The sequence below is a fragment of the Streptomyces sp. NBC_00237 genome, from assembly GCF_026342435.1.
In the GTDB taxonomy this organism is placed as follows: domain Bacteria; phylum Actinomycetota; class Actinomycetes; order Streptomycetales; family Streptomycetaceae; genus Streptomyces.
The window spans coordinates 2,843,805-2,864,444 of sequence record NZ_JAPEMT010000001.1; the positions used below are offsets into that span (position 1 = coordinate 2,843,805).

The 20,640-nt window shown below is 68.6% G+C and carries 20 protein-coding genes; 18 read left to right on the plus strand and 2 right to left on the minus strand.

What is annotated here, in order from left to right; translation table 11 throughout:
- Positions 1–65 precede the first annotated feature (65 nt).
- Entirely contained in the window at positions 66–632 is a 567-nt protein-coding gene (locus OG897_RS12580; protein WP_266655761.1) for a hypothetical protein, read from the plus strand.
- Positions 633–657: 25 nt separating this feature from the next.
- On the opposite strand, the gene OG897_RS12585 is transcribed toward OG897_RS12580, so the two are convergent.
- Entirely contained in the window at positions 658–978 is a 321-nt protein-coding gene (locus OG897_RS12585; protein WP_266655763.1) for a ferredoxin, read from the minus strand.
- Positions 979–1,221: 243 nt separating this feature from the next.
- On the opposite strand from OG897_RS12585, the gene arc reads away from it, so the two are divergent.
- The 6 genes from arc (at position 1,222) to prcA (ending at position 7,330) form a co-directional block, all read left to right on the plus strand.
- The gene (gene arc / locus OG897_RS12590; RefSeq protein WP_266655765.1) at positions 1,222–2,988 is read left to right on the plus strand and encodes a proteasome ATPase; all 1,767 of its coding nucleotides are present in this window, start codon (positions 1,222–1,224) and stop codon (positions 2,986–2,988) included.
- A 273-nt stretch (positions 2,989–3,261) separates the two neighbouring features.
- A complete protein-coding gene (dop, locus tag OG897_RS12595; protein ID WP_353963750.1) occupies positions 3,262–4,773 on the plus strand; it encodes a depupylase/deamidase Dop in 1,512 nt (503 codons plus the stop codon).
- A 124-nt stretch (positions 4,774–4,897) separates the two neighbouring features.
- Positions 4,898–5,116 (plus strand): ubiquitin-like protein Pup, encoded by a 219-nt coding sequence (locus tag OG897_RS12600; protein ID WP_189828432.1) that lies wholly within the window; start codon positions 4,898–4,900, stop codon positions 5,114–5,116.
- Between the two features lie 130 nt (positions 5,117–5,246).
- A complete protein-coding gene (locus OG897_RS12605) occupies positions 5,247–5,729 on the plus strand; it encodes an endonuclease VII domain-containing protein (RefSeq protein ID WP_266656802.1) in 483 nt (160 codons plus the stop codon).
- Complete coding sequence (gene prcB, locus OG897_RS12610) at positions 5,681–6,526, plus strand: proteasome subunit beta (protein WP_266655769.1); 846 nt, start codon at positions 5,681–5,683, stop codon at positions 6,524–6,526. Before OG897_RS12605 ends, prcB begins: the two co-directional genes overlap by 49 nt.
- A 54-nt stretch (positions 6,527–6,580) precedes the next feature.
- Positions 6,581–7,330: a proteasome subunit alpha gene (gene prcA, locus OG897_RS12615; protein WP_266655771.1), complete on the plus strand. Its 750-nt coding sequence runs from the start codon at positions 6,581–6,583 to the stop codon at positions 7,328–7,330.
- A gap of 62 nt (positions 7,331–7,392) precedes the next feature.
- Here prcA and OG897_RS12620 read toward each other — a convergent pair whose 3' ends face one another.
- Positions 7,393–8,439, minus strand: coding sequence for a LacI family DNA-binding transcriptional regulator (locus tag OG897_RS12620; RefSeq protein ID WP_266655773.1), 1,047 nt, complete (start codon positions 8,437–8,439; stop codon positions 7,393–7,395).
- Between the two features lie 607 nt (positions 8,440–9,046).
- Here OG897_RS12620 and OG897_RS12625 point away from each other — a divergent pair.
- The 11 genes from OG897_RS12625 (at position 9,047) to OG897_RS12675 (ending at position 20,594) form a co-directional block, all read left to right on the plus strand.
- Entirely contained in the window at positions 9,047–10,324 is a 1,278-nt protein-coding gene (locus tag OG897_RS12625) for an MFS transporter (RefSeq protein WP_266655774.1), read from the plus strand.
- Between the two features lie 9 nt (positions 10,325–10,333).
- Entirely contained in the window at positions 10,334–11,695 is a 1,362-nt protein-coding gene (gene pafA, locus OG897_RS12630) for a Pup--protein ligase (protein ID WP_189828438.1), read from the plus strand.
- A gap of 156 nt (positions 11,696–11,851) precedes the next feature.
- Positions 11,852–12,853, plus strand: a complete 1,002-nt coding sequence (locus OG897_RS12635) for an FKBP-type peptidyl-prolyl cis-trans isomerase (RefSeq protein WP_266655776.1) — start codon at positions 11,852–11,854, stop codon at positions 12,851–12,853.
- Positions 12,854–12,962: 109 nt separating this feature from the next.
- The gene (locus OG897_RS12640; protein WP_266655778.1) at positions 12,963–13,337 is read left to right on the plus strand and encodes an FKBP-type peptidyl-prolyl cis-trans isomerase; all 375 of its coding nucleotides are present in this window, start codon (positions 12,963–12,965) and stop codon (positions 13,335–13,337) included.
- Positions 13,338–13,575: 238 nt separating this feature from the next.
- A complete protein-coding gene (locus tag OG897_RS12645) occupies positions 13,576–14,535 on the plus strand; it encodes a YafY family protein (RefSeq protein WP_266655780.1) in 960 nt (319 codons plus the stop codon).
- An 18-nt stretch (positions 14,536–14,553) separates the two neighbouring features.
- Complete coding sequence (locus OG897_RS12650; RefSeq protein ID WP_266655782.1) at positions 14,554–15,519, plus strand: YafY family protein; 966 nt, start codon at positions 14,554–14,556, stop codon at positions 15,517–15,519.
- A gap of 80 nt (positions 15,520–15,599) precedes the next feature.
- On the plus strand, positions 15,600–15,863 hold the full coding sequence (locus tag OG897_RS12655) for a hypothetical protein (RefSeq protein ID WP_266655784.1): 264 nt from the start codon (positions 15,600–15,602) through the stop codon (positions 15,861–15,863).
- A 30-nt stretch (positions 15,864–15,893) separates the two neighbouring features.
- Positions 15,894–16,091 carry a hypothetical protein gene (locus OG897_RS12660; protein WP_266655786.1) on the plus strand — a complete coding sequence of 66 codons (198 nt, stop codon included), beginning with the start codon at positions 15,894–15,896 and terminating at the stop codon, positions 16,089–16,091.
- A 226-nt stretch (positions 16,092–16,317) separates the two neighbouring features.
- Entirely contained in the window at positions 16,318–16,608 is a 291-nt protein-coding gene (gene tatA / locus OG897_RS12665; protein ID WP_266655788.1) for a Sec-independent protein translocase subunit TatA, read from the plus strand.
- 64 nt (positions 16,609–16,672) lie between these two features.
- Positions 16,673–17,620, plus strand: a complete 948-nt coding sequence (tatC, locus tag OG897_RS12670) for a twin-arginine translocase subunit TatC (RefSeq protein WP_266655790.1) — start codon at positions 16,673–16,675, stop codon at positions 17,618–17,620.
- A 151-nt stretch (positions 17,621–17,771) separates the two neighbouring features.
- Positions 17,772–20,594, plus strand: coding sequence for an RNA helicase (locus OG897_RS12675; protein WP_266655792.1), 2,823 nt, complete (start codon positions 17,772–17,774; stop codon positions 20,592–20,594).
- Positions 20,595–20,640 lie beyond the last annotated feature (46 nt).

Genomic DNA, 20,640 nt, shown 5'->3' on the forward strand with positions numbered 1-20,640 from the left:
CACGATTCCGGCACCCCTCCCGTCGCCGGCGCCCCTCCCGGCACAGCCCCACAGGAGACCCCCGCGTGCAGAACACCGCGCTCCCGGACCTCGCACACACCCGGCCCCGCGCGATGCACTGGCTCGCCACCGCAGCCGCCACCGCAGCGGTCGTAGCCCTGGCCGGACTGCTCCAGCCAGCACCGGCCACCGCCTCCCAGACGGCACCGCGCAACGCCCCCCAGGCCCCGGCAGCGGTCGGCCCCGCCCCCGACGCGGCAACCGCCACCTACCCCCTGACCTGCCGCGCCGGAAAACCCGTCGTCGTCAAGAAGGCCACCGGCGACCTCGACGGCGACAAGAACCCCGAAACCGTCGCCGCCGTCCGCTGCGACAGCGGCATCGGCACGCCCGCCGGCGGAATCTACGTACTCACCCGACCGAACCGCGTCATCGCGACCCTCCTCGACCCCACCGAGAAGCAGAACGTCACCGACCTCACGATCACCGGCGAAACCGTCACCGCGACCCTCCTCGGCTACTCCTCCGACACCGTCGCCCGCTGCTGCCCCGACACCCGGCAGCACACGACATGGAAGTGGCGGAACGGAAAGTTCCTCCGCTCCGCCACCACAGACGCCCGCAGCGTCTGAAAACCCCCGAGGACGCCGACGACGCCTACTCCGCGTCCGGCCCGAACACCTCGACCCTGTCCGAAACCCGACGCACATGAATGCAGTCGCCCGGGCACTCCTTCGCCGAGTCCACCACGTCCTGCAACAACGGCAACGGGACCGGCGTCGTCGCACCGGGCGACTGCAGCAACTCGTCGTCACCACTCTTCACATACGCGAGCCCGTCGATGTCGAGCTCGAAAACCTCCGGCGCGTACTGCGCACAGATCCCGTCGCCGGTGCAGAGGTCCTGGTCGATCCACACCTCAAGAGGGTCCCCGACCTGGGCACCGTCTGCGGTGGGAGCCTCTTCCTGCACGGTCATATCTCCTGCCGTTCCCTGCGCGGTATGCACCAATTGAAGCCAGCCCTGACGGGTGTTGAACACTTCGACGATACAACCGCCCGCTTTCCGATGTTGCTGGGTGGGTATCCCCCCAGTGTGAGGGAGTACGCAAGGGTGAAGATCAGACACTCCGCGATCCTGTTTGTGATCTAGGGGTTTCAACCAGCACCCACCCAGGTAGGGTCAGGAAGCGTCCAGCTCCCCTTGGAGGAGGTGAGGACCGTGGCAGCCCACGACGACGACATCAACCGCGGCATCCGGCCCGCGCGAGGGTCCGAGGACCCCGCCGGACAGGTTGCCTATCTAGAGCAGGAAATCGCCGTCCTGCGACGCAAGCTCGCCGACTCTCCGCGTCACACGAGGATTCTCGAAGAGCGGATCGTCGAGCTGCAGACCAACCTGGCAGGCGTGTCCGCCCAGAACGAGCGGCTCGCCAACACACTCCGCGAGGCCCGCGACCAGATCGTGGCCCTCAAAGAAGAAGTGGACCGGCTCGCACAGCCGCCGGCCGGCTTCGGAGTGTTCCTGGAAGCCAACGAGGACGGCACGGCCGACATCTTCACCGGGGGCCGCAAACTCCGGGTGAACGTCAGCCCCGGCGTCGAGCTCGAAGAGCTCCGACGCGGCCAGGAAGTAATGCTCAACGAAGCACTCAACGTGGTCGAAGCCATGGAGTTCGAGCGCGCCGGGGACATCGTCACCCTCAAGGAAATCCTTGAGGACGGCGAACGCGCCCTGGTCACCGGGCACACCGACGAGGAACGGGTGGTCAGGCTCGCCGAGCCGCTGCTGGACGTCACCATCCGCCCCGGCGATGCCCTGCTCCTCGAACCCCGCTCCGGCTACGTCTACGAAATCATCCCCAAGAGCGAGGTCGAGGACCTCGTCCTCGAAGAGGTACCGGACGTCGACTACGAGAAGATCGGCGGCCTGGGCGACCAGATCGAACTGATCCGAGACGCCGTCGAACTCCCCTACCTCTACCCCGACCTCTTCAAGGAGCACGAACTGCGGCCACCGAAGGGCATCCTGCTCTACGGCCCGCCCGGCTGCGGCAAGACCCTCATCGCCAAGGCCGTCGCCAACTCCCTTGCCAAGAAGGTCGCCGAAGTCACCGGCCAGCCCCAGGGGAAGTCCTACTTCCTCAACATCAAGGGCCCCGAACTCCTCAACAAGTACGTCGGCGAGACCGAGCGCCACATCCGGCTCGTCTTCCAACGCGCACGCGAAAAGGCCAGCGAGGGAACCCCCGTCATCGTCTTCTTCGACGAGATGGAATCCCTCTTCCGCACCCGCGGATCCGGCGTCAGCTCGGACGTGGAGAACACCATCGTCCCCCAGCTGCTCGCCGAGATCGACGGCGTGGAAGGGCTGGAGAACGTCATCGTCATCGGCGCCTCCAACCGCGAAGACATGATCGACCCCGCGATCCTGCGACCCGGACGACTCGACGTCAAAATCAAGATCGAACGCCCCGACGCCGAAGCCGCCAAGGACATCTTCGCCAAGTACCTCAAGGCGACCCTGCCCCTGCACGCCGACGACCTCGCGGAGCACACCGGCTCCAAGGACGTCGCCGTACACAGCATGATCCAAACCGTCGTCGAGCAGATGTACGCCGAAACCGAGGAAAACCGCTTCCTCGAAGTCACGTACGCCAACGGCGACAAGGAAGTCCTCTACTTCAAGGACTTCAACTCCGGCGCGATGATCCAGAACATCGTCGACCGGGCCAAGAAAATGGCGATCAAGGCATTCCTCGACCACAACCAGAAGGGCCTCAGGATCGCCCACCTGATCCAGGCGTGCGTGGACGAGTTCAAGGAGAACGAGGACCTGCCCAACACCACCAACCCCGACGACTGGGCCCGCATCTCCGGCAAGAAGGGCGAACGGATCGTGTTCATCCGCACGCTCGTCACCGGAAAGCAGGGCGCAGACACCGGACGCTCCATCGACACGGTGGCAAACACCGGTCAGTACCTGTAATACGCAACCCGGCTGCGGATACCAGCGGACACCCCGCCCGGTATCCGCAGCCGACGCATTCCCCCACCGCTCCCACAACTTCACAGCCAATGTGGAAGCCATTGTGGAGCAAACACGCAATCGATCTCCCCACCAGCGCAAAGGCGTTCTAGGCTCTTGGCGTACCGCCACCGCCGGTCGCACAGTGCGGGGACGGACACCGCACACGTACCCCAGACAGCGGTACATGAGCACCGCCCCAGGACGGGGGCGGCGCCGGGCAAGGAGGGCCGCATGACCGTACGTCGAGTAATGGGCATCGAGACGGAATACGGGATCTCCGTCCCCGGCCACCCCAACGCCAATGCCATGCTCACCTCGTCCCAGATCGTCAACGCCTACGCGGCCGCGATGCACAGGGCGCGCCGCGCCCGCTGGGACTTCGAAGAAGAGAACCCCCTGCGCGACGCCCGGGGCTTCGACCTCGCCCGCGAAGCAGCAGACTCCAGCCAGCTCACCGACGAGGACATCGGCCTCGCCAACGTCATCCTGACGAACGGCGCACGGCTCTACGTCGACCACGCACACCCCGAGTACAGCTCCCCGGAGATCACCAACCCGATGGACGCCGTCCTCTGGGACAAGGCGGGCGAGCGCATCATGGCCGAGGCCGCCGAACGCGCCGCCCAACTCCCCGGCGCCCAGCCGATCCTGCTCTACAAGAACAACACCGACAACAAGGGCGCCTCCTACGGCACGCACGAGAACTACCTGATGAAGCGGGAGACCCCCTTCTCGGACATCGTGCGCCACCTCACCCCGTTCTTCGTCTCCCGCCAGGTCATCACCGGAGCGGGACGCGTCGGCATCGGCCAGGACGGACACGAACACGGCTTCCAGATCAGCCAGCGAGCCGACTACTTCGAGGTCGAAGTGGGCCTGGAGACCACCCTCAAGCGCCCCATCATCAACACCCGCGACGAACCCCACTCCGACGCCGAGAAGTACCGCAGGCTGCACGTCATCATCGGAGACGCCAACCTCTCCGAGATCTCGACGTACCTGAAGCTCGGCACGACGGCTCTGGTCCTGTCGATGATCGAGGACGGCTTCATCAACGTCGACCTCGCCGTCGACCAGCCCGTGCGCACTCTCCACCAGGTCTCCCACGACCCCGACCTCCAGCACCTGGTCACACTGCGCAGCGGCCGGTCACTGACCGCCGTGCAGCTCCAGATGGAGTACTTCGAGCTCGCCAGGAAGTACGTGGAGGAGAGGTTCGGGGCGGACGCCGACGACCAGACCAAGGACGTCCTCACTCGGTGGGAGGACGTGCTGAACCGCCTGGAGAACGACCCGATGAGCCTGTCCGGGGAACTGGACTGGATCGCCAAGCGGGAGCTCCTGGAGGGCTACCGCCGACGCGACAACCTCGACTGGGACGCGGCCAGGCTCCACCTGGTCGACCTCCAGTACGCGGACGTACGGCCCGACAAGGGCCTGTACAACCGCCTGGCGGCCCGCGGCAGGATGAAGCGGCTGCTGGACGAGGACGCGGTCACCAGGTCCGAGACGAAGCCCCCCGAGGACACCAGGGCGTACTTCCGCGGCCGCTGCCTGGAGCAGTACGCGGACGACGTCGCGGCGGCCTCCTGGGACTCGGTCATCTTCGACCTGCCGGGGCGCGACTCGCTCCAGCGGGTCCCGACCCTGGAACCGCTGCGGGGCACGAGGAACCACGTCAAGGAGCTGCTGGACCGCTGCCGTACGGCGGAGGAACTGGTCCGGGTGCTCTCGGGCGGCTGAAATGCGGCCCAAGTGGGAATCAGACAAGTACGAGGCGAATGTCAGACCCTGGTTATAGGGTCGGATCAAGGGACCGGTTAACCACCGGAATCAAAAGCGTCTAACCGAGCGGGGTGAGGTAGAGATGGCGACCAAGGACACTGGCGGCGGACAGCAGAAGGCGACGCGTTCCACCGAGGAGACCGAGGAGCAGACTGCGGAGGCGCAGGGCTCGGAAGACCTCAAGGAGCGGCAGGAAAAGCTTTCGGACGACGTGGACTCTGTTCTCGACGAAATCGATGATGTGCTCGAGGAGAACGCAGAGGAGTTCGTTCGGGGATTCGTGCAAAAGGGCGGAGAGTAGGACAAAACGGACAATGTCCGAATCTTTCCAGCTGAAGCGCTGCGCGCGTTGTCATTCTGCACTGTCGTGTGATCAGTTCGGGCGGCATTCCGGCAGGGATGATGGGCTCCAGGACTATTGCAAACCCTGCATGCGGCAATATGCCAAGGACTGGGATAAGCGGAAACGGCAAGAACGTCGGGAGCTCAAGTATCCACCCGTGGAGCCCGGTCATAAACGGTGCCGACAATGCGGTGAGGTAAAGCCGCACAGTGAATGGCACCGCAGCGCCAAAACCTCCGACGGCCTGGCGACGCGCTGCAAGGCGTGCAGGGCTGCCGAAGGTCGAGCGAGCCACCTGATGCGCTCGTACGGCATCACCGAAGCTCAGCGCGACGAAATGATCGCCTCGCAGGCGGGGGTCTGCACGATCTGTCTGAAGGCCCCTGCCGTCCATGTGGATCACTGCCATAAGACGGGTAGGGTCCGAGGCGTACTGTGCTTCAACTGCAACGTGGCCATCGGCAAGTTGGGGGATGATCCCGACACTATTCGTCGGGCCATCGCATACCTGGAGGGAAACGCGTGGAAGCCAACACTCGTAGCACCGGGCGTCTACCAGCTGCCTTCCTGACGCCCGGGTCGTCCTCGTTCATGGACTTCCTGAACGAGCACTCGCCCGAGATGCTCCCCGGCAACCGGGTGCTGCCGCCCCTGCAGGGCGTCATCGAAGCCCCGCACGGGACGACCATCGTGGCCGCCGCGTTCCCCGGCGGGGTGGTCCTCGCCGGTGACCGGCGCGCGACCATGGGGAACATGATCGCTCAGCGCGACATCGAGAAGGTCTTCCCCGCCGACGAGTACTCGGCGGTCGGGATCGCGGGCACGGCCGGTCTGGCCGTCGAGATGGTGAAGCTCTTCCAGCTGGAGCTGGAGCACTTCGAGAAGGTCGAGGGCGCGCAGCTCTCGCTCGAAGGCAAGGCGAACCGCCTCTCGACCATGATCCGGTCGAATCTCGGAATGGCCATGCAGGGGCTGGCCGTTGTGCCGCTCTTCGCGGGTTACGACGTCGACCGTGAGAAGGGCCGGATCTTCTCGTACGACGTCACGGGCGGCCGTTCGGAAGAGCTCGGGTACGCGGCCACCGGGTCGGGTTCCGTGTTCGCGCGCGGCTCGATGAAGAAGCTGTACCGGAAGGACCTGTCGGAGCAGGAGGCGACCACTCTGGTCGTTCAGGCGCTCTATGACGCGGCGGACGACGATTCGGCGACCGGTGGTCCCGATGTGGCGCGGCGTATCTATCCGATCGTGACGGTCATCACGGAGGACGGTTTCCGGCGCTTGACGGACGACGAGTGCGCCGAGTTGGCGCGGGTGATTCTGGAGAAGCGTATGGAGCAGCCCGACGGCCCGCGTGCCGCGCTCCTCTGAGTTTCCCGAGCTTCTTTCATGTTTTCGCCTCTGACAGAAAGGGACGGATAGCCGGTGTCGACGCCGTTCTATGTCTCACCCCAGCAGGCCATGGCCGACCGGGCGGAATACGCCCGGAAGGGCATCGCCCGTGGACGCAGCCTGGTTGTGCTGCAGTTTGCCGACGGCATCGTCTTCGTCGGCGAGAACCCGTCCCGTGCGCTGCACAAGTTCAGCGAGATCTACGACCGGATCGGCTTCGCGGCCGCCGGTAAGTACAACGAGTACGAGAATCTGCGGATCGGTGGTGTCAGGTACGCCGATCTGCGGGGGTACACGTACGACCGTGACGATGTGACGGCGCGCGGTCTGGCGAATGTGTACGCGCAGTCGCTCGGTGCGATCTTCTCCAGCAATGCGGAGAAGCCGTACGAGGTGGAGTTGGTGGTCGCCGAGGTCGGGGCCGAGCCCGAGGGTGACCAGATCTACCGGTTGCCGCACGACGGGTCGATCGTGGACGAGCACGGTTCGGTCGCGGTCGGTGGCAACGCGGAGCAGATCAGTAGTTATCTGGATCAGCGGCACCGTGACGACATGGGTCTGGCGGAGGCGTTGAAGCTGGCCGTGCAGGCGTTGTCGCGGGACACCAACGGTACGGAGCGGGAGATTCCGGCGGAGCGGCTTGAGGTGGCGGTGCTGGACCGTACGCGGCCGCAGCAGCGGAAGTTCAAGCGGATCGTGGGGCGGCAGTTGTCGCGTCTGCTGGAGGCCGACGGTGATGCGTCGGCGCCGACCGAGGTGCCTTCGGACACCGAGGAGGAGTAGGCCCGCGAGCGTGCTGTGTGTGGCCCCGGACCGGGGAACTGCGGTCCGGGGCCATACGTGTGTCAGGGGGCGGGCGGTGGTGCCGTGGAGCCGCGTACGACGAGTTCGACGGGGAGGTCGGTGCTGTCGGGGGTGCGGCCGTCGAGGACGGCGAGGAGGGCGGCCATGCCGCGTTGGCCGACCTGTTCGGCGGGGAGGCGGACGGTGGTGAGTTCGGGTTCGACGGCGGTGGCGAGGGCGAGGTCGTCGAAGCCGGTGACGGAGACGTCGTCGGGGACGCGGAGGTTCAGGCGGCGCAGGGCCTTGCAGGCTCCGGCGGCGAGGATGTCGTCGTCGCAGATGACGGCGGTGGGGCGGTCGGTGGGGGAGGTGAGGGTGGTTTCCAGGGTCTCCAGGGCTGCGCGGGCGCTGTGGACGTCGAGGGCGGAGTGGACGGTGTGCAGGGTGGTGCCGGGTGGGAGTGCTGTGGCGAGGGCGCGGGCGCGGACGTGGAAGGTCCAGGTGTCGACGGCGGAGGCGAGGTGGACGAAGCGGCGGTGGCCGAGGCCGAGGAGGTGGCGGGCGACCTGGTGCGTGCCGTCGGCGAGGGCGAGGTTGACGTGGGCGGCGGCTCCGGGGGCGGGTCCTGTGGCGTCGGCGGGGTCGCTGTCGAGCATGACGAGGGGGAGGCCGGCGGTGTGCAGGGCGCCGAGGGCGTGGGTGGCCATGGAGGAGGCGATGACGCCGTCGAGGGTGGTGCGGGCGGAGGCGAAGGGGTCGCGGGCGGGGCCGGTGCCGTCGGGGGAGGGGTAGAGGACGACGCCGAAGCCCTGTTCCGCCGCGGTGGCGGCGGCTCCGGTGTACACGCGGGCGAAGAATTCGTTGGTGAGGGCGGGGACGACGAGGAGGGCGGTGCGGGTGTTGCCGAGGCGGAGACTGCGGGCGGCCTGGTTGGGGCGGTAGCCGAGTTCGGCGGCGGCGTCGCGGACGAGGGCGGCGGTGCCGGGGGAGACGCGGCCCTGCCACTTGTCGCCGAGTACGAGGGAGACGGTGGCCTGGGAGACGCCGGCGGCCCTGGCGACGTCCCTGCTGGTGGGGACGGTGCGGGTGGGGCGTGCGGGGGTGGTCACCGGGGTTCTCCGTACGGGGTGGCGGGGCTGGTTCTGCTGGGCGGGGCGGGGCTGGCGCGGGTCTTGACGGGTGGGTGAGGCGGGGTGGTCACCGGGTGCTCGGGAAGGTGCCACGGGGCGGTGCGGGCTTCGCCGGGTGGGGCTGTGGGGCGGGTGGGACTGGCGGGGCTGTAGGACGGGGGTGGTGCCGGGCGCGGGGTTCCGCCGGGCGGGTGCCGGAGGTGGAGGCGGGCGTCGTGGGTGGGGCTGGGGGTGGTGGCGGGTGCCGTGGGGTGGTGCATGTGGTGCTGCGAGGTGGTGCTGGTTCGGACGGGTGGGGCGACGGTGGTCCCGTCGTGCGGGTGCGGCGGGGTTGTGGCGGGTGGGCGGAGCGGGGGTGCATGTGGTGCTGCGAGGTGGTGCTGGTTCGGACGGGTGGGGCGACGGTGGTCCCGTCGGGCGGGTGCCGTGGGTTGCGGCGGGTGGGCGGGGCGGTGGTGCGGGGGCTGTTGGGCGGGGGTTCTGGGTGGACCTGTGGAGTGGGTACATGGTACGTATGACGGCGGTAGTTATACGTAAAACCCCTTCGTCCGGGCGGGCGGTTCCGGGGTGGTGAAGGGTGGTACGGATGGCCGCGGGATACGGCGAACTCCTCCGGACGCGGCATGCCGCGCGTCTGCTGGCGGGCACCTTGGTGGGGCGGTTGCCGAATGCGACGGCGCCGATCGCGATCATGCTGTTCACGCGGGCGGAGGGCGGCAGCTACACGCTGGGCGGTGCGCTCGCGGCGGTGTACGGGGTGTCGAACGCGATCGGGCAGCCGCTGCTGGGGCGGGCGGTGGACCTGAAGGGGCAGCCGAGGGTGCAGCTTCCGGCGGCGTTCCTGTCGGCGCTGGGCGTGCTGCTGCTGTGCGTGTCGGGGATCGGTCACCCGGTGTTCGCGTACGCGGCGGTGGTGGTGGCGGGGCTGTTCACGCCGCCGCTGGAGGGCGGGCTGCGGGCGCTGTGGCCGGGCGTGCTGGGCGACGGCGACAAGGTGCACCGGGCGTACGCGATGGACGCGGTGGCGCAGGAGATCATGTTCACGGTCGGTCCGCTGCTGGTGACGGTGCTGGTGTCGCTGTGGTCTCCGGCGGCGGCGCTGTTGGTGATCAACGGGATCGGTGTGCTGGGCGCGTTGTCGGTGGTGGTGTCGGAGCCGTCGCGGACGTGGCGGTCGGCGCCGCGTGAGGCGCACTGGCTGGGGGCGTTGCGTTCGCCGGGGTTGCTGGCGCTGCTGGGGTCGTTCTTCTTCGTGGGGACGGCGCTGGGTTCGATCACCGTGGCGGGGGTGGCGTACGGGGACGACCACGGGAAGACGTGGGTGTACGGGGTGCTGATGGCGGCGTTGGGTCTTGGTGCGCTGGTGGGTGGTCTGGTGTACGGGGCGCGGCAGTGGGCGGGGGTTCCGGAGCCGCGGTTGCTGGTGATCGTGGCGTTGTTGGCGGCGGGGTACGTGCCGTTGATGCTGACGCCGGGGATCGTGGCGATGAGTGTGCTGGCGGGGGTGGCGGGGGTGTTCCTGGCGCCGGCGTTGGCGTGTGCGTTCATCGTGGTGGACCGTCATGCGCCGCGGGGGACGGTGACGGAGGCGTTCTCGTGGCTGGTGACGACGTTCGGTGTGGGTTCGGCGGTGGGTACGGGTGTCGCGGGGCCCGCGGTGGAGCTCGGGGGGACGGCGGCGAGTTTCGGTGTGGCGGCGGTCGGCGGGGTGCTGGCGCTGCTGGTTCTGGTGTCGACGCGCCGGGTGTTGACGGTTCCTCAGGTTCGTGAGGGCGGTGCGACCCTCGTAAACATCGCCGGGGCTTCTGAAAATGATCGAATCGGTGAGGTCGAACCCGGTTTCAGCTCAGGCCATCAGGCGTAATGTTCAGACATGGACCGCCGCATTTTCGGGCTGGAGAACGAGTACGGCGTCACGTGCACGTTCAGGGGACAGCGCCGACTGTCTCCTGACGAAGTGGCGCGCTACCTCTTCCGCCGTGTTGTGTCATGGGGCCGCAGCAGCAACGTCTTCCTGCGGAACGGCGCCCGCCTGTACCTCGACGTGGGATCGCATCCGGAATACGCAACTCCCGAGTGCGACAACCTGACCGAGCTGGTCACTCACGACAAGGCCGGTGAGCGCATTCTCGAAGGCTTGCTCGTCGACGCCGAACGCCGCCTGCACGAGGAGGGAATCGCGGGCGACGTCTACCTGTTCAAGAACAACACCGATTCCGCCGGGAACTCTTACGGCTGCCACGAGAATTACCTGGTGGCGCGGCACGGCGAGTTCTCCCGGCTCGCGGACATTCTGATTCCGTTCCTGGTGACGCGTCAGCTGATCTGTGGCGCGGGGAAGGTGCTGCAGACGCCGCGTGGTGCGGTGTACTGCGTGAGTCAGCGGGCGGAGCACATCTGGGAGGGTGTCAGTTCCGCGACGACGCGTTCGAGGCCGATCATCAATACGCGTGACGAGCCGCACGCGGACGCGGAGCGCTACCGCAGGCTGCACGTCATCGTGGGCGACTCGAACATGTCCGAGACGACGATGCTGCTGAAGGTCGGCGCGACGGATCTCGTGCTGCGGATGATCGAGGCGGGCACGGTGATGCGGGACCTGACGCTGGAGAACCCGATCCGGGCGATCCGTGAGGTTTCGCACGACATCACGGGTCAGCGGAAGGTGCGTCTGGCGAGCGGGCGGGAGGCGTCCGCGCTGGAGGTGCAGCGCGAGTACTACGAGAAGGCCGTGGACTTCGTGGACCGTCGCGGTATCCGCGAGGGCAACGTGGCCAAGGTTCTGGAGCTGTGGGGCCGGGCGCTCGACGCGATCGAGGCGGAGGACCTGGACCGGATCGGCACCGAGATCGACTGGGTCATGAAGTACAAGCTGATCGAGCGGTACCGGGCGAAGCACAACATGACGATGTCGCATCCGCGGGTCGCGCAGATCGACCTCGCCTACCACGACATCCACCGGCGTCGGGGTCTGTACTACCTGCTGGAGAAGAAGGGGCAGGCGGCGCGGATCTGCAACGACCTGAAGATCTTCGAGGGCAAGTCGGTGCCGCCGCAGACGACGCGGGCGCGCCTTCGGGGTGACTTCATCCGGCGGGCGCAGGAGCAGCGCCGGGACTTCACGGTCGACTGGGTGCATCTGAAGCTGAACGACCAGGCGCAGCGCACGGTGTTGTGCAAGGACCCGTTCCGGTCGGTGGACGACCGGGTGGAGAAGTTGATCGCCGGGATGTAGCGGCGGGACGGGACAGGCCGGCGGGAGCCGGAAGGACACGGCCGGGGGCCGGAGCGCAATCGCTCCGGTCCTCGGCCGTGTCGGTGCTCGTGGTGGCGCTGGGGCCAGGTCGTAGAGTGGCGGGACTGCCCGGACCCCCTACCGCGAGTTGGACTGATGATCCTCAAGAAGACTGCCCGTCGTGCCGCTGTCGCACTGGCGGTGCCCGCTCTGTTCCTGACCGCTGCCTGTGGGTCCGACACCAAGGACGGCAAGGACGACGGGTCGAAGACCGTGTCCGCCGAGGCCGTGGCGAAGGTTTCCGGGAAGTTCGGTGACGAGCCGAAGATCGATGTGGCGAAGGACGCGAAGGCGCCGGACAAGGTCGTCGTGAAGACGGTGTCCGAGGGCACGGGTGCCGCGGTGACGAAGACCGACATCGTGCGGCTGGACTTCGCGGGCAAGACGATGAAGGGCCAGACGCTGGGTTCGACCTGGATGAAGCAGCCGGGTGCGGACCCGAAGGCGGCGCGCATGCAGGTGGTGCAGGACATCTCGCAGCCCGGTCAGATGCTGCCGTCCAAGGTGATGGAGTCGCTGGCGGGCAAGAAGGTCGGCAGCCGGGTGGAGATCGAGGGCACGGCGAAGGCGCTCATCGGCGAGCAGCTGAACCCGCAGTCGGGGATCACTCCGCAGGACGGTCTGGTGTGGGTCGTCGACATCGTGGGTGCGAAGACGTTCGACAAGAAGGCCGAGGCGAAGGGTGAGCAGGCGGCTCCCGCCGAGGGCATGCCCGAGGTGAAGGCGGCGGGCCAGAAGGCCGCGACGATCACCGTCCCGAAGGGTGAGAAGGCCCCGAAGGAGCTCAAGGAGCAGATCCTGATCAAGGGGTCGGGTGCCGAGGTGAAGGCCGGTGAGGGTCTGGTCGCCCAGTACACCGGTGTGAAGTGGGAGGACGGCAAGAAGTTCGACTCCTCCTGGGACCACGGCGGTGCGACGGCGTTCCCGATCGGTGTCGGCGGTGTCATTCCGGGCTGGGACAAGGGTCTGGTCGGCAAGCACGTCGGGGACCGGGTGCTGCTGAGCATTCCGGTGGACCAGGCGTACGGGAAGTCTCAGGGGCACGAGCTGGCCAAGAACAACCTGGTCTTCGTCATCGACATCGTCGGCACCGTCTGACGGACGGATGTCCGTTGTCCGGCGGTCCGACGCGGCCGGGCATGCGGCTCTCTCGGGGGCCGTGCGAGACTGTCGCGTTGTCCGACATGTGCGAAGTAGGAGCAGAGCTGTGAGCATCGAGAAGCCCGAGATCGACTTCCCCGAGGGTCCCGTTCCCACGGAACTTCAGATCGTGGACATCTGGGAGGGCGACGGCCCCGAGGCCAAGGCCGGTGCCTACGTCAAGGTTCACTACGTGGGCGTGGCGTTCTCGACCGGTGAGGAGTTCGACGCCTCGTGGAACCGCGGCAACCCGCTGGAGTTCCAGCTCGGTGCCGGTCAGGTCATCAAGGGCTGGGACCAGGGCGTGCAGGGCATGAAGGTCGGCGGCCGTCGTCGGCTGACCATCCCGGCGCACCTGGGCTACGGCGACCGTGGTGCGGGCGGCGGTGTGATCGCTCCGGGCGAGACGCTGATCTTCGTCTGCGACCTGGTGTCCGTCTGATCGCCGTGTTCGTACGCGGCTGAGCGCTGAGCGCGGTGGTACGCCGCCGGGCGTGTGGCGTGACGCGGTTCGAGGGCCTCCGCCTGGTGGGCGGGGGCCCTCGTCGTGTGCCGGGGCGGGGGGCTCGCGGCCGTACCAGATGAGCCCTCGGCTTTTGCGGCGACACCCCGGGGCGGTACGGTCGACGGTCGTAGCGTCCGGATGGTTCGTGGCGCGCTTCCGGGGAGAGAGGGCGTCGATGGCGATTGCCAAGGCCGAGCGTTTGATGAACCTGGCGCTGTGCCTGCTGGGGACGCGGCGCCCGCTCAGCAAGCGTGAGTTGAAGGAGTCCATCGAGGCTTACCTGGAGGCGGGCAACGAGGAGTCCTTCAACCGGATGTTCGAGCGCGACAAGGACGATCTGCGCGAGCTCGGGCTGGTCATCGACACGGTGGAGAACCTGGACGGTGACGCCGGGTACCTGGCCCGCCGGGACAGCAACCGGCTGCCCGCGATCCAGCTCGACGCCGAGGAGGCCGCCGCGCTGGGGCTCGCCGCGAAGGTGTGGCAGCAGGCCCGGCTCGCGGGTGCGGCGTCGGGCGCGCTCCAGAAGCTGCGTGCCGCCGGGATGCCGGAGGCGGACGATCCGTACGCGACGCAGCAGCACAGTGCGCTGGAGCCGAGGATTCCGGTACACGAGGCGGCGTTCGAACCTTTGATGCTGGCGTGCCGGGACCGGCGGCCCGTGGTCTTCGACTACCGCAAGGCGACGGCGGCCCGGCCGGAGCCCCGGCAGGTGGAGCCGTGGACGCTGGAGTGCTGGCGGGGTCACTGGTACCTGGCGGGCTGGGACCGCGACCGGGGTGCGGAGCGGGTGTTCCGGCTGTCGCGGATCACCGGGAAGGTGCGTTCGCGGGCGGGGAAGTTCACCGCCGAGGTGCCGGACGTGGTGACGGTGCGCGAGACGGTGGAGAGCTGGGCGGGGGAGACCGCGACGCGCAGTGCGCTGATCAAGCTGCGTGCCGGATCCGGGTATCCGTTGCGTGCTCGGGCGACCGCGGTGCGGGAGCTGGGTGACGGGTGGGACGAGCTGGCGATTCCGTACGGTCACGGTCTGGACGCGTGGCTGGTGGAGTTCGGTCCTGACGTGGTGGTGCTGGAGCCCGCGGATCTGCGGGCGGACGTCGTGGACCGGCTGCGTGCCGTGGCCAAGGGCTGAGGGGCGGAGCGGTTTTTCATGGCGACGAACGCGATTGACCAGACGCGGCGGATGCTGTCGCTGGTGACGTATCTGCGGGAGCGGCCCGGCGCGCACATCGAGGATGTGGCGCGGGCGTTCGGGATCACGCAGGACGAGCTGATCTCGGACCTGGACGTGCTGCCGATGTGCGGGACCAGCTTCCGGGGCGGGGACCTCCTGGACATCGACACCGACGGCGAGCGCATCTGGTGGCACAACCCGGACGACGTGGCGGAGCCGCTGCGTCTCGCGGCGGACGAGGCGACGGCGTTGCTGGTGGCGGCGCGTGCGGTCTCCACGCTGCCCGGGCTGCGCGAGGGCGACCGGCAGGCTCTGTTGCGGGCGACCGCGAAGCTGGAGGCGGCGGCCGGTGAGGCGGCCGGGGCGAGTTCCCGTCTGTCGGTGACGTTCGAGTCGGAGGGCGGGGTCTTCGCGGACGTCGACCGCGCGATCTCGGAGCGGCGGCGGCTGTGGCTGCGGTACTACTCGCCTGCCCGGGACGAGCTGACCGAGCGCGAGGTGGACCCGATCCGCCTGTTCGCGGTGGGTCACACGTACATGGAGGCGTGGTGCCGTCTGTCGGAGGCGCGGCGCACCTTCCGGCTGGACCGGGTCGCCGAGATCAAGCTGCTCGACGAGCCGTCCGCGCCGCCGGAGATCGAGCTGCGGGACCTTTCGGAGGGGCTCGTGCAGCCCGCCGCGGAGGATCCGGAGGTGGTGGTCGAGGTGGGGCCCGGCGGGCGCTGGGTCGCCGAGTACTACCCGCACGACAGTGCCGAGGAGCTGCCCGACGGGGGGCTGCGGGTCACGCTGCGCACCCCCGACCCGACCTCGCTCAGGCGGTTGGCGCTGCGGTTGGGCAGGGACGGGCGGATCGTGTCGCCGGTCGGGCTCGCCGTCAGTGCCCGGGAGGCGGCGCGGGACGCGCTCACGGCGTACGACGGGCCGGGTTCACTCGTTTAGGGAAGGTGCGGGCGGGTGCGGCCGGGCGGAGTCCGGCGGGTCCGCCCTGGTGTGACGCAACCACAGAGAAGAGCTGGGACATGTCAGTGATGTCTGGTCCTGTCAGTGCGGCCGCCCCCGTCGGGGCGGTCCTCTTCAAGGCGGCCTGCCCGCACTGCCGGGCCCGTTTCGAGCTGGACGCGGGCGGGCTGCGCCTCGCGATCGGCGGCAGCCGCCGTACGACCTTCTACTCCTTCACCTGCCCCGAGTGCGGCGACGCGGTCCGCAAGCCGGCGGGGGAGCGGATCGTGGAACTTCTCACGCGCGGCGGTGTCCGGACGCTGCGCCTCCACTCCGCGCTCTGAAGACCCGCCCGACCCCTTAGGCTCCTTCTCATGTTCTGGCCCATGCTCGCCATCGCCCTCGGATTCCTCGGACTCGCCGTGCTCGGCGTGCTGGCGGTCCGGGTCTTCGTCGAAGTCCGCCGCCTCGGGCGGCAGGTCGCCGAGTCCTCGCGGCGGATCACGGTCGCGGCCGAGGATCTGGAGCGGTCGGCCGAGGGCCTGGCGCGGACCGGCGAGGCGCTGCGGTAGAGGCCCGGGCGGTGGCGGAACCGCGTCCTCCGTGCCTGTCTGCGGGAGCGGTACGCTCAGTGACTGCGGTGCCGGGAGCGAGGCACGGGCCGCAATCCGGAGTACGCACGGGCATTGCCCTGTGTTTACTCCGGGGGGTTACGATCGCTGACAGTACGAAGGGCCGGACACCTGTCCGGCCACACGCTCCACTCCCACCCCGCCGCCTCGGTGAGAAGGTCCCACTATGTTCCGTCAGATCGGCGCCCCCGAACTGATCATCATTGCCCTGCTGATCCTGCTGCTGTTCGGTGCGAAGAAGCTTCCCGACATGGCGCGTTCGCTCGGCAAGTCCGCCCGCATCCTCAAGAGCGAGGCCAAGGCGATGAAGTCCGAGGGCGGCCAGCAGGCGAGCGCCCCCGCGGACCCGCCGTCGAAGGACGCCAAGCCGGAGGACGACGCTCCGCGCACCATCAAGGCCGCTCCGGGGGACGTGACCTCCCGTCCGGTGACCGAGCCGACCGACGTCAAGCGCTGACACCGGGCCGATGCGGGCAGTCCGCAAGGTGACGGCTGCCTGTTACACGAGATGAGGACGTGGGTTGCTCAAGTTTGCCCGCAAGCAGGTGAAGGAAAAGGATCCCGAGGGGCGGATGCCGCTCGGGGAGCACCTGCGTGAGCTTCGCAACCGGCTTGCCGTGGCGGTCCTCGCGGTCGTCGTGATCGGCATCGTCGCCCTTTTCTGGAGCAACGAGATCATCGCGTTCCTGACCGACCCGGTGCCCAAGTGCACGCCGGGCGGGATCAGGACCGGCGGTTCCTGCGCCAACCTCACCTACATGGACATCCTGTCCCCCTTCTCCACCACGGTGAAGGTCAGTTTCCTGACCGGTGTGGTCGTCTCCGCGCCGGTCTGGCTCTACCAGCTGTGGGCGTTCATCGCCCCCGGTCTGCACCGGAACGAGAAGAAGTACACGTACTGGTTCGTGGCTGTGGCGGCTCCGCTGTTCGTCGCCGGCGCGTACACGGCGTACGTGGTGCTGCCGGTGAGCTTCAAGGTGCTGCTGGGCATCACGCCGGACGGCTTCGAGAACCTGCTGTCCCTGGACACGATCCTCGACTTCTCCGTCCGCATGGTCCTGGTCTTCGGCGTCGCCTTCGAGGTGCCGCTCGTCATGATCATGCTGAACTTCGCGAAGGTCGTCACCGGCAAGCAGATGGTCCGCTGGTGGCGGGCGGTCCTGATGGGCGTCTTCGTCTTCGGCGCGCTCGCGACCCCCTCGACCGACCCGGTCGGCATGCTGGCCCTGTCCGGGCCGATCATCGTCCTGTACTTCATCGCGGTGGGCATCGCGTTGCTCAACGACAAGCGCCGGGAGCGGAACAACCCGGACGCCCTGCTGGACGACGACGAGGCGTCCGCGCTCGACCTCACACCTGAGGCGGTGGGGGAGATCGAGCCGGTGGCCTCCGGTGGACGGCGCGCGTTGCCGGAGCAGGCGAACGGCCGCAGCCCGAAGCAGCTCAACGGTTACGACGACATCACCTGACCGGGGCGCTGCCGCTGACCGCCGTGTGCGTGCCGGGGCCGTGCGGGTGCTGGTCCCGGAGGCCGTTCCCGCACGCGGCGGGCGGCCGGATTCCACGGGTGAATAAAGATCGGGCTGAGTGTCACAGGTGGCGGGTAGGCTCGAAGACAAGATGACAGAGGACCTCTCACCAGCCGAGCGATACGCCGCGTCCCGGATCCGCGCCGCCGAGGACGCCACCGCGCTCGCCCCCTTCCGCGCCCTGTACGAATTCGACCTGGACCCCTTCCAGATCGAGGCATGCCAGGCGCTGGAGTCGGGCAAGGGCGTGCTGGTCGCGGCACCCACCGGCTCGGGCAAGACGATCGTCGGCGAGTTCGCCGTGCACCTCGCCCTCACGCAGGGCGGCAAGTGCTTCTACACCACGCCCATCAAGGCGCTGTCCAACCAGAAGTACCAGGACCTCGTGAAGCGTTACGGCGCGGACAAGGTCGGGCTGCTGACGGGTGACAACAGCGTCAACGCGGACGCGCCGGTGGTCGTCATGACCACCGAGGTGCTCCGCAACATGCTCTACGCGGGCTCGCAGTCGCTGCTCGGCCTCGCGTACGTGGTCATGGACGAGGTGCACTACCTCTCCGACCGCTTCCGGGGCGCGGTGTGGGAAGAGGTGATCATTCACCTTCCGGAGTCCGTGACGCTGGTGTCGCTGTCGGCGACCGTGTCCAACGCGGAGGAGTTCGGCGACTGGCTGGACACCGTGCGCGGCGACACCGCCGTCATCGTCTCCGAGCACCGGCCCGTGCCGCTCTGGCAGCACGTGCTGGCCGGGCGGAAGATGTACGACCTCTTCGAGGAGTCCGACGACGGGCGCGGGGGCCGCCGCGAGGTCAACCCCGATCTGCTGCGGATGGCCCGCCTGGAGAACCAGAAGACGTACAACCCGCGCGACCGCCGCAAGGGCAAGATGGTCCGCGAGGCCGACCGGGAGCGGGAGCGCCGGTCCAGGACGCGGATCTGGACGCCGAGCCGGGCCGAGGTCATCGAGCGGCTCGACTCCGCGGGTCTGCTGCCCGCGATCACGTTCATCTTCAGCCGGGCGGGCTGTGAGGCCGCCGTCCAGCAGTGCATGTACGCGGGCCTGCGGCTCAACGACGAGGACGCCCGGCAGCGGGTCCGCGAGATCGTCGAGGAGCGGACGGCTTCCATTCCCGGCGAGGACCTCCACGTACTCGGCTACTACGAGTGGCTGGAGGGCCTGGAGCGGGGCATCGCCGCGCACCACGCGGGCATGCTGCCGACCTTCAAGGAGGTCGTCGAGGAACTGTTCGTGAAGGGGCTGGTCAAGGCGGTCTTCGCGACGGAGACCCTGGCGCTCGGCATCAACATGCCCGCCAGGTCCGTCGTCCTGGAGAAGCTCGTCAAGTGGAACGGCGAGCAGCACGCCGACATCACCCCCGGCGAGTACACGCAGCTCACCGGGCGGGCCGGGCGGCGCGGCATCGACGTCGAGGGACACGCGGCGGTGCTGTGGCAGCGCGGCATGGACCCGAGCGCCCTGGCCGGGCTCGCGGGCACCCGCACGTATCCGCTGCGGTCCAGCTTCAAGCCGTCGTACAACATGGCCGTGAACCTGGTCCAGCAGTTCGGGCGGCACCGCTCGCGGGAGCTCCTGGAGACGTCGTTCGCGCAGTTCCAGGCGGACAAGTCGGTCGTCGGCATCTCGAAGCAGGTGCAGCGCAACGAAGAGGGACTTGAGGGATACGAGCAGGGCATGACCTGCCACCTCGGGGACTTCCAGGAGTACGCGGGGATGCGCCGCGACCTCAAGGACCGGGAGACGGAACTCGCCAAGCAGGGCGCTGCCCAGCGGCGGGTGGCGGCGGCCGAGTCGCTGGAGAAGCTGAGGGTCGGCGACGTCATCCACGTACCGACGGGGAAGTTCGCGGGGCTCGCCCTGGTGCTGGACCCGGGGGTTCCGGCGGGCCGCACCAACGGGCACCGGCGGGGCTTCGAGCATCACGACGGGCCGCGCCCGCTGGTGCTGACCGCCGAGCGGCAGGTCAAGCGGCTCGCGGAGATCGACTTCCCGGTGCCGGTGGAGGCGCTGGAGCGGATGCGCATCCCGAAGTCCTTCAACCCCCGCTCGCCGCAGTCGCGGCGGGACCTGGCCTCGCAGCTGCGGACCAAGGCGGGGCACATCGCGCCCGACCGGCACCGCAAGGGGCGGGCGGCGGCGGCCGACGACCGGGAGATCGCCCGGCTGCGGACGGCCCTGCGCGCCCACCCCTGCCACGGCTGCGACGAGCGCGAGGACCACGCCCGGTGGGCGGAGCGGTACTACCGGCTCCAGCGCGACACCCGGCAGCTGGAGCAGCGGATCGAGGGGCGGACGAACACGATCGCCCGCACCTTCGACCGGATCTACGCACTGCTGACCGAGCTGGACTACCTGCGCGGCGACGAGGCGACGGAGCACGGCAAGCGGCTGGCCCGGCTGTACGGGGAGCTGGACCTGCTCGCTTCGGAGTGTCTGCGGGACGGGGTCTGGGAGGGCCTGAGCCCGGCCGAACTCGCCGCGTGCGTCTCGGCGTTGGTGTACGAGGCACGGCAGTCCGACGACGCGGTGGCGCCGAAGGTGCCCGGTGGGGCGGCCAAGGAGGCACTCGGTGAGATGGTCCGCATCTGGGGGCGCCTCGACGCCCTGGAGGAGGACCACCGGATCAACCAGACCGAGGGCGTCGGCCAGCGGGAACCCGATCTGGGGTTCGCGTGGGCGGTGTTCATGTGGGCCTCGGGCAAGGGGCTCGACGAGGTGCTGCGGGAGGCGGAGATGCCTGCCGGGGACTTCGTACGGTGGTGCAAGCAGGTGATCGACGTGCTCGGGCAGGTCGCGGCCGCGGCTCCCCGGGAGGACAGCACGGTCGGCAAGAACGCGCGCAAGGCCGTGGACGCGGTGCTGCGGGGCGTGGTGGCGTACAGCTCGGTGGGTTAGCTCGGTGGGTTAGCGCGGATCGTCGTGCGGGGCCCCGGTCGGGAAT

Coding starts and splice junctions, on each gene's coding strand:
- OG897_RS12585 (WP_266655763.1), bottom strand. CDS start 978: ATGACCGTGCAGGAAGAGGCTCCCACCGCAGACGGTGCCCAGGTCGGG.
- dop (WP_353963750.1), top strand. CDS start 3,262: ATGACCGTACGTCGAGTAATGGGCATCGAGACGGAATACGGGATCTCC.
- OG897_RS12600 (WP_189828432.1), top strand. CDS start 4,898: ATGGCGACCAAGGACACTGGCGGCGGACAGCAGAAGGCGACGCGTTCC.
- OG897_RS12605 (WP_266656802.1), top strand. CDS start 5,247: ATGCGGCAATATGCCAAGGACTGGGATAAGCGGAAACGGCAAGAACGT.
- OG897_RS12625 (WP_266655774.1), top strand. CDS start 9,047: ATGGCCGCGGGATACGGCGAACTCCTCCGGACGCGGCATGCCGCGCGT.
- pafA (WP_189828438.1), top strand. CDS start 10,334: ATGGACCGCCGCATTTTCGGGCTGGAGAACGAGTACGGCGTCACGTGC.
- OG897_RS12635 (WP_266655776.1), top strand. CDS start 11,852: ATGATCCTCAAGAAGACTGCCCGTCGTGCCGCTGTCGCACTGGCGGTG.
- OG897_RS12645 (WP_266655780.1), top strand. CDS start 13,576: ATGGCGATTGCCAAGGCCGAGCGTTTGATGAACCTGGCGCTGTGCCTG.
- OG897_RS12650 (WP_266655782.1), top strand. CDS start 14,554: ATGGCGACGAACGCGATTGACCAGACGCGGCGGATGCTGTCGCTGGTG.
- OG897_RS12655 (WP_266655784.1), top strand. CDS start 15,600: ATGTCAGTGATGTCTGGTCCTGTCAGTGCGGCCGCCCCCGTCGGGGCG.
- OG897_RS12660 (WP_266655786.1), top strand. CDS start 15,894: ATGTTCTGGCCCATGCTCGCCATCGCCCTCGGATTCCTCGGACTCGCC.
- tatA (WP_266655788.1), top strand. CDS start 16,318: ATGTTCCGTCAGATCGGCGCCCCCGAACTGATCATCATTGCCCTGCTG.
- OG897_RS12675 (WP_266655792.1), top strand. CDS start 17,772: ATGACAGAGGACCTCTCACCAGCCGAGCGATACGCCGCGTCCCGGATC.